The organism is Listeria sp. MAN/IMW/UF555, assembly GCF_058684075.1.
The window spans coordinates 1005963-1018884 of sequence record NZ_JBZWZS010000001.1; the positions used below are offsets into that span (position 1 = coordinate 1005963).

Annotated in this window: 16 protein-coding genes and 1 tRNA gene; 4 read left to right on the forward strand and 13 right to left on the reverse strand. The window is 37.2% G+C overall.

What is annotated here, in order from left to right:
• Positions 1–34 precede the first annotated feature (34 nt).
• From AC4PG8_RS05060 to AC4PG8_RS05080, 5 genes are all read right to left on the reverse strand, one after another.
• Positions 35–685 (reverse strand): transaldolase family protein, encoded by a 651-nt coding sequence (locus tag AC4PG8_RS05060; protein ID WP_492170099.1) that lies wholly within the window; start codon positions 683–685, stop codon positions 35–37.
• Between the two features lie 143 nt (positions 686–828).
• A complete protein-coding gene (locus AC4PG8_RS05065; RefSeq protein ID WP_003770816.1) occupies positions 829–1557 on the reverse strand; it encodes a DUF2238 domain-containing protein in 729 nt (242 codons plus the stop codon).
• Between the two features lie 98 nt (positions 1558–1655).
• Positions 1656–3533 carry a heavy metal translocating P-type ATPase gene (locus AC4PG8_RS05070; RefSeq protein ID WP_492170100.1) on the reverse strand — a complete coding sequence of 626 codons (1878 nt, stop codon included), beginning with the start codon at positions 3531–3533 and terminating at the stop codon, positions 1656–1658.
• 265 nt (positions 3534–3798) lie between these two features.
• Positions 3799–4716 carry an aldo/keto reductase gene (locus AC4PG8_RS05075; protein WP_185510465.1) on the reverse strand — a complete coding sequence of 306 codons (918 nt, stop codon included), beginning with the start codon at positions 4714–4716 and terminating at the stop codon, positions 3799–3801.
• A 64-nt stretch (positions 4717–4780) separates the two neighbouring features.
• Positions 4781–5314: a DUF3267 domain-containing protein gene (locus AC4PG8_RS05080; protein WP_492170101.1), complete on the reverse strand. Its 534-nt coding sequence runs from the start codon at positions 5312–5314 to the stop codon at positions 4781–4783.
• A gap of 84 nt (positions 5315–5398) precedes the next feature.
• Between AC4PG8_RS05080 and AC4PG8_RS05085 the strand changes: the two genes are divergently transcribed.
• Positions 5399–5488 (forward strand) — tRNA-Ser (locus AC4PG8_RS05085).
• Between the two features lie 63 nt (positions 5489–5551).
• On the opposite strand, the gene AC4PG8_RS05090 is transcribed toward AC4PG8_RS05085, so the two are convergent.
• From AC4PG8_RS05090 to AC4PG8_RS05110, 5 genes are all read right to left on the reverse strand, one after another.
• Complete coding sequence (locus AC4PG8_RS05090) at positions 5552–6148, reverse strand: class I SAM-dependent methyltransferase (RefSeq protein ID WP_492170102.1); 597 nt, start codon at positions 6146–6148, stop codon at positions 5552–5554.
• 13 nt (positions 6149–6161) lie between these two features.
• Positions 6162–6578, reverse strand: coding sequence for an Rrf2 family transcriptional regulator (locus AC4PG8_RS05095; RefSeq protein WP_003770811.1), 417 nt, complete (start codon positions 6576–6578; stop codon positions 6162–6164).
• Positions 6579–6689: 111 nt separating this feature from the next.
• Positions 6690–7394 (reverse strand): HAD family hydrolase, encoded by a 705-nt coding sequence (locus AC4PG8_RS05100; RefSeq protein ID WP_194317820.1) that lies wholly within the window; start codon positions 7392–7394, stop codon positions 6690–6692.
• 92 nt (positions 7395–7486) lie between these two features.
• Positions 7487–8014, reverse strand: coding sequence for a cysteine hydrolase family protein (locus AC4PG8_RS05105; RefSeq protein WP_160464147.1), 528 nt, complete (start codon positions 8012–8014; stop codon positions 7487–7489).
• 33 nt (positions 8015–8047) lie between these two features.
• The gene (locus tag AC4PG8_RS05110) at positions 8048–8323 is read right to left on the reverse strand and encodes a hypothetical protein (RefSeq protein ID WP_160464148.1); all 276 of its coding nucleotides are present in this window, start codon (positions 8321–8323) and stop codon (positions 8048–8050) included.
• Positions 8324–8569: 246 nt separating this feature from the next.
• Here AC4PG8_RS05110 and AC4PG8_RS05115 point away from each other — a divergent pair, with 246 nt between their 5' ends.
• The 3 genes from AC4PG8_RS05115 to AC4PG8_RS05125 all read left to right on the forward strand — a co-directional run bounded on the left by AC4PG8_RS05115 (position 8570) and on the right by AC4PG8_RS05125 (position 11500).
• Positions 8570–10249, forward strand: a complete 1680-nt coding sequence (locus AC4PG8_RS05115; RefSeq protein WP_492170103.1) for a DUF6044 family protein — start codon at positions 8570–8572, stop codon at positions 10247–10249.
• Between the two features lie 81 nt (positions 10250–10330).
• A complete protein-coding gene (locus AC4PG8_RS05120) occupies positions 10331–11032 on the forward strand; it encodes an SGNH/GDSL hydrolase family protein (RefSeq protein WP_492170104.1) in 702 nt (233 codons plus the stop codon).
• Positions 11033–11050: 18 nt separating this feature from the next.
• Positions 11051–11500: a GNAT family N-acetyltransferase gene (locus AC4PG8_RS05125; protein WP_376740014.1), complete on the forward strand. Its 450-nt coding sequence runs from the start codon at positions 11051–11053 to the stop codon at positions 11498–11500.
• 31 nt (positions 11501–11531) lie between these two features.
• Here AC4PG8_RS05125 and AC4PG8_RS05130 read toward each other — a convergent pair whose 3' ends face one another.
• The 3 genes from AC4PG8_RS05130 to AC4PG8_RS05140 all read right to left on the reverse strand — a co-directional run bounded on the left by AC4PG8_RS05130 (position 11532) and on the right by AC4PG8_RS05140 (position 12916).
• A complete protein-coding gene (locus tag AC4PG8_RS05130) occupies positions 11532–11798 on the reverse strand; it encodes a DUF3116 family protein (protein WP_003760828.1) in 267 nt (88 codons plus the stop codon).
• 15 nt (positions 11799–11813) lie between these two features.
• Entirely contained in the window at positions 11814–12092 is a 279-nt protein-coding gene (locus AC4PG8_RS05135; RefSeq protein WP_070753530.1) for a hypothetical protein, read from the reverse strand.
• Positions 12093–12175: 83 nt separating this feature from the next.
• Positions 12176–12916 carry a sulfite exporter TauE/SafE family protein gene (locus AC4PG8_RS05140; RefSeq protein ID WP_185505277.1) on the reverse strand — a complete coding sequence of 247 codons (741 nt, stop codon included), beginning with the start codon at positions 12914–12916 and terminating at the stop codon, positions 12176–12178.
• Positions 12917–12922 lie beyond the last annotated feature (6 nt).

A 12922-nucleotide genomic window follows, 5' to 3' on the forward strand; every position in this document is an offset into this window, starting at 1 on the left:
GGAAGTATCCAATATCATGGATACTTCCTTTTTTTCATTTTGGTAAAGCTGCATTATGTTCGTTAAATTTTTCAATGCTTTCGAGTGCGAGCGGTTTATTCATCATTTGTAAGAATAAATCATAACCGATTGTTACTGTGTCCGCCCCACTCGCTAATGCTTGCATAATTTGGCGGCTGTTTTTAAAACTCGCCCCCATGATTTTCACTTCTTCAAGACCTTGTAAATCTAGAACATAGCGCAATTCTTCTATCGTTTTTGCTGCATCTAAACCACTTACTTCCATACGATTGTAATACGGGGCTAAATAGTCTGCCCCAGAAAGAGCCGCAATATAACCTTGCTCGGATGAAAAAATTGCCGTTGCTAAAATAATCGCATCTGGAAACTTAGCGCGAACTGTAGCAATAACTTTTATCCCGGCTTCATGGGCAGGGATTTTCAAGCCAATAACAGTCCCTTCAGCTGGCTTAATTTCTTGAATTCTCAGCACGTCTTCCCAAATTTCTTCTTCTGTTAATCCCGCTGCTTGGACAAATACTAATTTTGCTGGAATGTGAGCAATATGGGTTTTTCTGGGCTGATTTTCTTTCAGTAAAATGGTTGGGTTCGTAGTTACACCTTCAAAAAACGGAAATTGAAGCGCTTTCTTTACTTCCTCTAAATTCCCCGTATCTAAAAACATTTCCTCACTCCTTTAAAAGTTTTCTTCTCAATTTAAGTGTAGAAAAGTTCTAAGATGCAGTCAATCATTTCATGGCCCCAAAGTTGTCGGCGTTTTTGTGCAACTAAAAAAGCATCTGAGTAGGCTCAAATGCTTTTTTGATTTTACTTAGTCTTTGGTTCTTTTTTCCAGTTTTTTCGTTTGAATTCAAAGCGTTCCATCCAAGGCCGACCTTTTTTCAGTGCGAAATAGCCTACAATGACGATGAATAAGGCGCCAATAATATCAACAATTATGTCTGTCATCGTATCTTCCAGAGCTGCTCGTCCAGTTAGTGGTGTACCATTTGATAGGTTGTAGCGTTGCATATTTAAGTTCATAATCCCGTCAAAAGTATATTCATACACTTCCCAGAAAGCGCCCATCGTTACAGCAAAACAAAATGCAAAGACAGCGATAAAACCAGGCTTCAGTTTCATAACTACTTTATCATTTGCATTCAACAAGCTAACGAACGAAAAGCCAATAGCTCCAAGCATTGCCCCACTAAAAGTATGTAAAATTTTATCCCAGTGCGGCACGGTTGAATAGAATTTTTGAACGGTTCCAAGATAAATCGAGCCGTACAAAAAAACAATAAACAAAATATAAACAAGTCCGGGTATTTCAAATTTGAAGCGTCGTGCGATAATGGAAGGCAATAACAAAATAAAAATTCCTAGTAAAATTTCAAATAGTAAAAAGATATAATCCCCTCGTAATGTCACATGCGGTCCAGTTGCTGGTTGCTTTATTGGTGCGTTAAAAATTTCATAGATAGTAAAAACGACTGAAATTCCCATTGATGCGAAAACAAACAGCGCTATCCATTGTGTCCAGTTAATCTTTCTCATGCACTCATCTCCAATCTATCATGCAATACCCCTTTTTTTCTAAAAAGAAACTGCTCATCTATCTTAGACTAGAGATAGACGGGCAGTCAAATGAATCACTATTTCCGGTTGGACTTAAGTAGTCTAAGTCCGTTTAAAATAACTAAAATCGTGCTTCCTTCATGTCCCACAACCCCGAACGGTAGATTGATTACTTGAAAAACGTTCGCTGTTATTAAGAGCAGAATCACAGCAATGGCAAAACAAATATTTTGCCAACTAATCCAGTGAAGTCGTTCTGATAACGTGTAGGCATACGGGATTTTTTCTAAGTCATTTTTCATTAAAACAACATCTGCTGTTTCCATTGCAATATCCGTTCCCTCGCCCATCGCAATGCCAACAGCCGCATGGGCAAGTGCTGGAGCATCATTAATCCCGTCACCAACCATTGCCACGCTTCCATAAGTCACCGATAGTTCTTTTAAAACATCTACTTTTTTCTCAGGCAAACATCCAGAAACAACCCTATCCATACCAAGTTCAGCTTGGATTGCAGCGCCAGTTTGTGCATTATCTCCTGTCACCATAATTGTTTTAATACCTTTTGCTTTTAGAGCTTGAATGGTCCGAATCGCCTCAGGTCGGCAAGTGTCTTTGAGCGCAAACATCGCAACGATTTCGCCCGCTTTAGCGACATATACAATCGTTTTCCCTTCGCTAGCAAGCCGTTCAAACGCGCCATTTGAAAACTTGGCAGCATTTTCCGCCCCAACGTAACCGGCTTTACCAACTTGCCATGTTTCGCCTTTGTAACTAGTTTGCACTCCCCAACCTGGCACATCCGTTACTTCTATTTCTGTTAATTTGTCCGTTACTTCGATATCTAATGCTTTGGTGATTGCTGCGGCTAATGGGTGCAAAGACTGCCGCTCCATTGCTGCCGCCACATTTATTACTTGCTGTTTATCGATGTGTTCTTTAAATATTTGGTCTGTTAGTTCAGGTGTTCCGTTTGTCAAAGTTCCCGTTTTATCAAATGCAATTGCTTTTACACCGCGCAAATTTTCCAAGTGTACGCCGCCTTTGAATAAAATCCCGTGACGTGCTCCATTAGAAATAGCTGCTAAAGTCGCTGGAGTCACCGAAGCAACTAGCGCACAAGGAGAAGCTACAGTAAGTAAAACCATTGCGCGATAAAAAGTTTCATTCCAAGACCAACCGAGCGCAAAATGAGGTAAAAACATCATCACTAAAACAAATAATAATACTGCTTTAACATACGCATCCTCAAATCGCTCAATAAAACGAGCGGTTTTTGAAGGTTCACTTTGGGCGGTTTCTACTAAACGAATAATCTTGCTAAAAATCGTATTATCAAAAGTTTGCGTTACTTTAATGGTGATAGCACTGCTGACATTAACTGTCCCACCAAATACTTCAGCATCAACAGTTTTCTCAACTGGAACCGATTCACCATTGATTGCTGCTTCATTCAAAGTTGTTGAACCACGAACAATCACACCATCAATTGGAACACTTTCCCCAGGTCGAACGAGTACTCTATCATCTAATTGCAAATCTTTTGCAGCCACTTCTTCAACATCACCATTTGGAAGAAAACGAAAAGCTCGTTCCGGTTGAAAAGCCATTAATTTCGTGATTTCGCGCTTACTTTTATTCGTCGTATACGTTTCTAATGCCCCACTAACTGAGAAAATAAAAATAAGTATGGCGCCTTCAAACCAATAACCAATAATTGAAGCCCCTGTAGCCGCTAATATCATTAAAAGCTCTACATTAAGTTTTTTCGTTTTAATCGTCGCCGCTATCCCTTCCTTAGCTTGTTCAAATCCGCCAATAACAAAGGCACTCAAGAAAATCACCGCTGTCCAAAAATCACCGACATCATTCCCGATTAGACTACCGACAACAATTAAAACCCCACTAATACCAGTCGTTACAAACTGCCAATTCCGCTCCATCCAGTCTTTCATAATGCTCATCCTCTCCAAATGATAATGATTCCCATTACCCTAAAAAACACAAAAATCTGCTTTCGCAACTGCGAAAAACAGACTAAACAATAATTATTATAATTAATTTTTAAAGGAAACACCCTTAACTCACTTGTTATTATAGCACTTTTTAAAAATCATATCAAACTAATTGATAAAATTTATTTCTAATTGAGAATGAATTTCACTATCATTATTACACATAAAAAAACACTTGAGCAAAAAGCCCAAGTGCATGTTTACATTAAGGTAATTGGTTTCCAGCCGCACAGTAAATTTCATACCATTCTTCGCGACTAAGTGTTACGTCAGAAGCTTTTGCAATATCAGCGATTCTTCCTGGGTTCATTGTACCAACCACTGTTTGGAAGCTTGCTGGGTGACGCTGTATCCACGCAACCGCAATTGCCGAATTAGTCACACCTTTGTATGCAGCAATTTTATCGATTGTTTTGTTTAATTCAGGGAATTTATCGTTATCTAAGAAAACTCCTTCAAAGAAACCATATTGGAACGGAGACCAAGCTTGGATAGTCATATTATTTAAACGACTATATTCCAAAATCCCGCCATCGCGATCAAGAGAAGGATCAATCGTCATATTTACGTTAAAACCAGTATCAATCATTCCTGTATGCATAATACTAAATTGTAGTTGATTGGCAATTAATTCTTGGTCCACGTATTTTTTTAGTAGTTCGATTTGACCTGGGTTTTGATTACTTACGCCGAAATGACGAACTTTCCCGCTTTTTTCAAGCTCAGTGAACGCCGCTGCTACCTCTTCTGGTTCAAAAAGTGTATCCGGACGATGAAGTAATAGTGTATCTAAATAATCTGTTTTCAGGCGTTTCAAGCTACCTTCCACAGAAGAAATAATGTGCTCTTTTGAAAAATCAAAGAATCCTTGACGAATTCCGCATTTTGATTGAAGAATCATTTTTTCACGAACTGTTGCATTCATATCAATTGCATCAGCAAAGACTTCCTCTGATTTACCGCCGCCATAAATATCCGCGTGATCAAAAAAATCAATACCGTTTTCAAGTGCTGTATTAATTACTTTGTTCGCCTCTTCTTTACTAAGATCCGCCATTCTCATACATCCTAGCGAAATTTCTGAAGCTGTTAAATCGCTATTACCAATTGTTATTCGTTTCAAAATCAAGCACCTCTTTCTAAAAGTATATCCTTATTTTAACACTTTGTTGAAATCGTTACCAAACTTAACCTTCTGAATAAAAACTAATTCCCTTATCCGTATCCTCCACAACGATCCCGGCTGGTTGATTAATCAAAAGAATGCAGTAATAAAAATCACCGACGCAGCCTGATGTATGTAGGGCAAAAATTAAATATAGAACAGCTTCATTTACTCCAAGAAAGCGCAGAAAAATGAACAATCCCGTAAGAACGATAAATGGCGCAATCGAAATAATAAAGAATTGCGCTCTCGAATAAAATGCTCCGGGGCTTCCAGCATAAGCCATCCCGTTTTTAACGCCAAATCTCACTTTTGCTTCTGGGCGAAAAGCTTTGAAGAAAATCCCGTGTACGGCTTCGTGAATAACAATTGCTACTGCATAGCCACCAAACATCCAAATAATCCCCATAAAACCATTCGTAATTGCAAAACCGCCTGAAAAAACAATCCCTAAAACAGTTAATACAAGCACAATAACAATCGCAACAATATTCAAATTCATAACCAATTTTTTATTTTCTAGTAAATTTATTTCTTGAACCAATCTTCTTTCCATTTAGCACGCTCCTTTTATAAAAAACACTGGTATTTTTGTTAATATTATTATACAATACTTCTTGTCGGCATTCTATGTCACAGTGGAGAAATACCCAAGTCCGGCTGAAGGGGACAGACTCGAAATCTGTTAGGCGGTGTATGCCGCGCCGGGGTTCGAATCCCCGTTTCTCCGTAAATATAAAAAGGTTCACGCTTAAAAATAGCTTATATTGCTATTTCAGGCGTGAACTTTTTATTATTCTTTTTTCTCCGCAATACTCACATACATTCCCTCATCAAGCTCCCAGTTCTGCACTACTTCAAATCCAAATCCCGCAAGCTCTTCCTTCAATTTCTCAGCTGAAATTTGAATTTCCATTGGGGGACCTTTCAAATCCGTTCCTTGTGTATCGAATTCTATGGTAGCAAAGTAGCCACCAGATTTCACGACTCTACTTACTTCACGCAAAACATCCAGAAGTGAACCCGCTTCATGTAACACGAGCGATGCCAGCACAACATCCACCGAACTAGCTTCAAGCGGAATATCATCCATGCTTGCTTCTAATGTTTTTATATTGGTTAATTCAGCTTTTTTCGCTTTCGCCTCAATTAATTCCAACATTTTCGTATCTAAATCTAATGCAAAAACGGTATTTTCAACCTTTTTCGCTGCCGGAATCGTTAAAAATCCTGTTCCCGCTCCTAAATCTAAAATGCTCGCTGTTTTTTCCATTGGGACCCTCTGTAAAAATTCCTCTGGCGATAAAACTTCGCTCCGTTCAGGTCGATCCAAATAATCTACTTTCCTCTTAAAACCAGCTTCCCCGTGGTGATTGTGGTGATGATTCATTTTCAGCACTCCTTTAATGTTGATGTTTTTCAATTTCTACGACAATACTACCTACAGTCTGCTTGCTTAAATAGTCTTCCATTTGTTGCTCTGCCTTATTCATTACTTCGCCGATTAAGCAGTGCGGCTGACTTTCACTATGATTTTTAGGATCACAGTGAAAAAAAGCACCTTTTCCTTCAATCGCTTGAATAACATCTAAAAAACTAATACTGCTTGCAGGTTCGGCTAATTTATAACCGCCGTTTACACCTGTTACTGACTCAACGAAACCAGCTTTCACAAGCATTGTTAACACTTTAGAAAGATACGTTGGCGAAACATTTTGCTTGGTTGCAAGTTCTTTCACTCCTACAGATTTTTCCGGAGATAAATTCGCTAAATAAACCATCGTATGTAGCGCATAATTGGTTGCTTTTGAAAATTTCATACTTTCACCTTCTTAATTAAAGACTTAACGACTCTATAATATCCTTATTAAACAAATTTGTCAATCTACAACAAAAAAACCTTCTCCTAATAAAGGAAAAGATTTTAGTATTTATAATAAATCTCGCAACAAAGCAGCTAGTTCTTGTTCATTTTTAATACAATAATCTGGCTGGTAAGTGGCATTGTTAGGTTGTATGTGTTGTCGTCTGTTTAGCCAAATTGATTTCCAGCCGGCACTTTTTGAACCAATTACATCATTTTCGAAAGAATCGCCAATATAATAGGTTTCCGCGCTCTTAATACCGATTTGTTCCTCTACTAGCTTAAATATTTTCTTGTCTGGTTTTTCGATACCTACTCCGCCAGAAATAAAAGTATGCTCGGCTGGAATCCAGTCGTTTATTTGTAAATCATTTATTTTATGTTGTTGATGGTCTTTTGGCCCGTTTGTAATAATTCCCATCGTTATATTTTTCTTTTTAGCCCAAGTGAGAATTTCTTTAATTCCGGGTGAAAGTTCGATTTTGCGTTGGTTTTGTTCATAAGCGTGTTGAAATGCTTCTGCTTCTTTTTTTGTAATTTGGTAATCAAAATTGTTCAATGCCTGCGTAATCCGATAAACGTGCATTTCTGCTTTTGGCATTTCTCCTCGAACAACCTTATGATACACTTCATCACTATAAAATCGGCTTTTAATATATAAATTTTCGATTTTCAGGCGGTCTGATTTCCCAAAAATGGTTTTAAAGGCCTCTTCAAATGGTTTTAGTTGGTCATAAACTGTGTCATCAATATCAAAAATTAAATTAATCATGGTTTCCTCCTGCAAAATTCGCTTCTTTTACTCTACCATTAAATCGAAAAAGTAGGAAGAGCCTAGGCAAAGTGCTTAGACTCTTCGGTTAATTAACTATCTTCCATTTCTTTAATCGTTTCTTCCATAGAAATGCAGGTCGCGTAACGGCCAGGCCACATCCATTCATTATAGTACTTATAACTATTCTCACCAGACATAAAGTGGTTATCTTCCGTCGAATTAGCATGGGCGGGAACGATCATCTGGAAACCATGTTCAAAACCACATTTCACCGTGGCGTCAATGCAAAAATCGGTTTGCAACCCGGCTACTACAATTTTTTTCGTTCCTTTTCCTTTTAAGTATTCAAGTAAGCCTGTTCCTTTAAAAGCGCTATTTACTGTTTTATCAAAGATTTTTTCGTCTTTATTTGGTTGGAATTTTTCGTAAATCTCAAATCCTGCTTTGCCTTTGGTGAGATCTGTTTCAGGTCCTTCATCATGTCGAACATATATTACTTCGATATTATTCTTTCTGGCAGCAGCTATCAAACGCTCTATGTTTGAAACAAGTGAATCAAAATTATAAAGCTCACTTGTCATAATTGCTTTTTGCGTGTCAATAATTAGTAGTATCAATATTTCTCACTCCTTTAGAATTCACTTATACTATCATCCTGCTGTTGGCGCCACATATGCTTTCCAGCCGCCAATCATTTCGTCTTTTTCTGATTTGCTTAGTAGTTGCATACCGATTACTTGGTTGATATTCACTGCCAATCCTCGACTAAAGCGATTCACTCGGGAAGCTGATATGCAATTAATATATACATCTGCCAAACGAATCAATTCTCCTTTAGTTTCTACAATCCCAACAATGTATCCAATAGCTGTCACAAGTAAAACTGGCTCTCCGACTTCGATTGCTTGTAATAGTTCTTCTTTCATCATGAAGCCCCCCTATTTCATTTCTATCTGTATACCCGATTTTGATTTGTTCAAAAGAAAAGCCGACCCAAGATTACTTGGATTAACTTCCCTCTTTATTGAACGCTTTTTTACTAAGGCATATGTTTTTAAACTGTATTTCCAATCACCTACCCCTTTTTAATGAACAAATGTAGTTTCCTTTGGTATAATTGAAACTAGTTTTCTCGGGTACATATATATTAGAGATAATGAAGGAGGAGAACTATGTGGAAGAAGCATAAGTGGCTAATTGTTGCAGTACTCTTATTGGTAATTTATGTCGCTCCATTGTTTATTCTTGGCGGGAATAGTCACGTGAGGATACATGATAATTTAGATTCCAATGTGACATGGTACAAAATGGTTTTGGATAGCGGGGATTATACAGCAAAAGTTGGGACAGCAAATATTGATCAGATAATGGATGATAGTGTCCCCAGAGATTCATTTGATTCAGAATTTGTTGGAATTGATTGGCTTTATATGATTTTCAGTACACCTATTGCGTTTGCGGTGAGCCAGTTGATTACACGTGTATTTGCATTTTTAGGATTGTTTTTATGGGCAAGGGATTATCTCATTAAAGATAAAAAATATCTCGTACCGCTTTATTTTGTTTCCTTAGCTTTTGCACTGACGCCTTTTTGGCCATCAGGTATGCTCAGTACGCTAGGGATGCCACTTGCTTTGTGGGCGTTTTTAAACATTAGAAATAACAAGCGGCGAATCTGGAATGTAGTTATACTGACACTGCTCCCATTTTATTCTAGTTTAATATTAGGATTTTGTTTCTTTTTAGTAATGGTTGGCTGTATCTGGTTATATGATGTTATTAAGAAAAAACAAATCAATATCCGCTTTTTACTTAGTATGGTTTACATGGGATTGTTATACGCGCTAGTAAATTATCGTTTTATTTATGCGATGTTCATAAACCCAACACCAGATTCAAGAAGCGAATTTAGTTTGCCAGATTTATCATTTTTAAGTTCGATTCGACTTAGTTTTAAAAATTTCATTGTAGGACACACGCACGATCAGGCGCTCGCTGGATTTGTTATTTTGCCAGTATTACTGCTTGTGCTAGCGTTAATCCTTATCAAACGAGAATGGGTCAAAGAAAAACTGTTTTTATGGCTATTTGGGTTTAATTTGTTTTTATCATTTTGGTATGGTTTTTGGTGGTATCGTGGCTGGAACTGGATCAAAGAAAATGTAGAAATCATGCGAACTTTTAATTTTTCACGATTTCACTTTTTACAACCGTTTTTATTTTATGGTTTATTCGCAATTGCAATCGTTTATTTAATTAAAAAAGGAAATTGGTGGCGAAAATTAGCTTATTTAGCAATTGTGTTGCAGCTTGTCGTCGTTTTCGCGAATAATTCTGAGATCTACTACCGGACTGGAAATGGCTCACCTAGCATCAATCAATTTTATGCGACGGAGCAATTTACAGAAATTAAAAATTACATTGGTAAACCGCAATCAAGTTACCGCGTTGGTAGCATTGGCCTGCATCCGTCTGTTTCCCAAGAAAATGGCTTTTACACTGTGGATGGCTACGTTAATTCTTACCCACTTGCTTATAAAAGAGCCTTTCGAAAAATCATCGCTGGCGAATTAGACAAAAGCCCCGTTCTAAAAGATTATTATGATAACTGGGGAAATCGTTGTTATTTATTTTCTGCCGAGTTAGGGAAAAATTACGATTTCGGCAAAGATTCGAAAAAGCATATTAAAAAACTAGACTTTAATATAGATGCATTTAAAGCAGTTGGCGGCGAATATATCTTGTCTGCCGTTCCAATTGACAACGCTTCTGAGATTGGGCTAACCTTCGAAAAAGCATTTAATAACAAAGCATCTTACTGGAAAATTTATTTATACAAAGCTACAAATTAAAAAGTAAAAGACGCGTTTTTAGAGATACAAAGCGCGTCTTTTACTTTTTTTATGGTATGATAAATGAAAGGAGTGATGTTTATGAAGAAAACCATTCAGTCAGTTGGTGTTTGGGGCGATAGTATTATGAAAGGCGTTCTTTTCAATCCAGAAAAAAACCGCTATACTTTGCTTAAAAACAACTGCATTAAACGAGCATCTGAAAAACTTGGCCTGACTTTTCAAAATCATTCCACAATGGGTCGGACGATAACAAAAGGCCACGAAATTTTAACAAAAGACTTGGAAAAAGACGCAACAAACGACATTGCCATCATCGAATTTGGCGGAAATGACTGTGATTTCAATTGGGCAGAAGTGTCTGAAAATCCAGACAAAGAACACATTCCAAGCACGCCGCTAGATATTTTTGAAACACAACTCCTTGAAATGATTGAACGACTTAAAAAATTAGATATTAAACCGATTTTAATGACACTGCCTCCCCTTCATGCCAAACGTTATTTTGATTTCATTACGCGTAGTGGCCTGAGCAAAGAAAATATTCTCCACTTTTTGGGTGGCGATGTCGAGATGATTTATCGCTGGCAGGAAAGATACAGCAATGCTATTTCACGGATTGCAGCAGAAACAGGCAGCCATCTTATCGATATTCGTGATAGTTTTCTTGCCGAGTTCCACTATGAGAATTTACTTTGCGCTGATGGCATTCATCCAAACGAAGCGGGCCATATTAAAATGTCACGTAAATTCATCCAATATGCAAGTTTGCACCGAGCATAAATAGAAGGAGGAAACCCTATCTTACATTTACAAAAAATGACTACTTCTGATTTAGAAGATTTTTTAACTACAGCAATTCCAGACTATGCCGCAGAAAAAATAGCAGCCGGCACATGGTCCAAAGAGGAAGCCTTAACCAATTCAAAAGCTTCTTTCAACAAATTACTTTATGACGGAATTACTACACCAAATGAGCACCTCTATAGCATTTTCACTGACCAAAAAATCGGTTATTTATGGTTCCATGTCGATGAAAAACATGCTTTCATTTATGATTTTGTGATTTTCGAAACATTTCGAGGTAAAGGTTTTGGTACGAAAACACTTGAAGCGCTAGATGTTCTTGCAAAAGAAATGGGCATCACTAAAATCGAACTCCACGTTTTCGCCCATAACCAAACCGCCATTAAATTGTATGATAAAGTTGGTTTCAAAAACACCGACATTACTATGGCAAAATATATATAAAGAAAGGCTTGAATACCTATTTTTTAGGAATTCAAGCCTTTCTTTTTTTAAGTTCTAATTCTGCTAATTTTTCGTGGCCTTTTGTTGTTCGAAAATATCTTGTCGTATGATCTTCTGTGCTCCGAAAAATATAATTAAATGTTTCTAACCAGTAGACGCCAAGAAGTAATTCATTTTTCGTAAATGCAGCGGCTCCCGGAAATTGCATCATTTCAAAAACTAAGTGATCCATCGTCGCGTTTTTTTCTTCTGTTTTAGATAAAATTTGATAGATTACCGCTTCCGTTGGCTCATCCATCCTATCAACCCCCGCTTACAACATCCCTATTTCCCCAATATGGTATACAAAATAAATTAAAATAAGTAATAAAATATTAAAACCGAGCAAAATCCATTTCACCAATTTTTCTTTCACAAAAAAGACACTGATTGTCGAAATAACTCCTAAAAAAAGTGGAATTAATTGATAAAAGATGCCTTTTTCTCCTCCCGGTACAATATCTGAAATATGTAATCCCCAAGTTAAAATTATCCAAGTTACAGTTAGGATTGTTAGTAAAAATGCAACAAAGTCTTGCCAGTTCCTTTTCATCATAACCCCTCCTACTCCTTCTAAGCTTAACATAAAATAACGCCACAACAAAAAACAAGCTAGTTTTCATAGCTTGTAAATCGTTAAATTCTAATTAAATTCAAGGCAAAAAGGGCAACAAGTAAAATATTAAACAGAATGGCAATCCATTTTTCATCCAAAAGTTTATTTAATCTTGTCCCAATAAGCGCGCCGAGTATTGCTCCAGGTATCATATAAACACCAATCGAAAAGTCACTTCCACCAACAATCGCGTAGGAGCCGATACTTGCAAGAGAAGTAAGTAGCGTCACATAACTTGAAGTCGCAGAGGCAGTCTTTTGATTTAGCATAAAAATAAGTAATAAAATTGGTATAACAATTGGCCCGCCACCGATTCCAAATAAACCAGCTAAAAACCCAATAATTACCCCAAATAAATAAGGCATTATCCGATATTTGCTTAAAAAATGAGGTTTTTCATTGTTGCGTTTCTTTTTCCAAACCATCAGAAGTAATAAAATCACGATTAAGGCACCATACATAAAACGATAAACCGCTTCTGGCAGCATTTGGTTCACGATTGCACCAAGAAAAGTAGTTGGAATACTCGTTATAGCAATTTTTAATGCTAATCCTACGTTTCCTTGCTTCCGTTTATAATAAATACTACAAGTAAAAATCGCCATCGTGAAAACCGTCAGCGCAGAACTAAAAGCCGCAGTTCCTTGAGAAACGCCCATTAGTAGTAAAATTGGCAAAAGTATTACTCCGCCACCAATACCTAAAAAGCTTCCCACAACACTCGTACTAAGCGCTATTAGAAAGTATGTTATCATATCCATTTTCCG

Coding starts and splice junctions, on each gene's coding strand:
- AC4PG8_RS05060 (WP_492170099.1), bottom strand. CDS start 685: ATGTTTTTAGATACGGGGAATTTAGAGGAAGTAAAGAAAGCGCTTCAA.
- AC4PG8_RS05065 (WP_003770816.1), bottom strand. CDS start 1,557: ATGAGAAAGATTAACTGGACACAATGGATAGCGCTGTTTGTTTTCGCA.
- AC4PG8_RS05070 (WP_492170100.1), bottom strand. CDS start 3,533: ATGAAAGACTGGATGGAGCGGAATTGGCAGTTTGTAACGACTGGTATT.
- AC4PG8_RS05080 (WP_492170101.1), bottom strand. CDS start 5,314: ATGGAAAGAAGATTGGTTCAAGAAATAAATTTACTAGAAAATAAAAAA.
- AC4PG8_RS05090 (WP_492170102.1), bottom strand. CDS start 6,148: ATGAATCATCACCACAATCACCACGGGGAAGCTGGTTTTAAGAGGAAA.
- AC4PG8_RS05095 (WP_003770811.1), bottom strand. CDS start 6,578: ATGAAATTTTCAAAAGCAACCAATTATGCGCTACATACGATGGTTTAT.
- AC4PG8_RS05100 (WP_194317820.1), bottom strand. CDS start 7,394: ATGATTAATTTAATTTTTGATATTGATGACACAGTTTATGACCAACTA.
- AC4PG8_RS05110 (WP_160464148.1), bottom strand. CDS start 8,323: ATGAAAGAAGAACTATTACAAGCAATCGAAGTCGGAGAGCCAGTTTTA.
- AC4PG8_RS05115 (WP_492170103.1), top strand. CDS start 8,570: ATGTGGAAGAAGCATAAGTGGCTAATTGTTGCAGTACTCTTATTGGTA.
- AC4PG8_RS05120 (WP_492170104.1), top strand. CDS start 10,331: ATGAAGAAAACCATTCAGTCAGTTGGTGTTTGGGGCGATAGTATTATG.
- AC4PG8_RS05130 (WP_003760828.1), bottom strand. CDS start 11,798: ATGGATGAGCCAACGGAAGCGGTAATCTATCAAATTTTATCTAAAACA.
- AC4PG8_RS05135 (WP_070753530.1), bottom strand. CDS start 12,092: ATGAAAAGGAACTGGCAAGACTTTGTTGCATTTTTACTAACAATCCTA.
- AC4PG8_RS05140 (WP_185505277.1), bottom strand. CDS start 12,916: ATGGATATGATAACATACTTTCTAATAGCGCTTAGTACGAGTGTTGTG.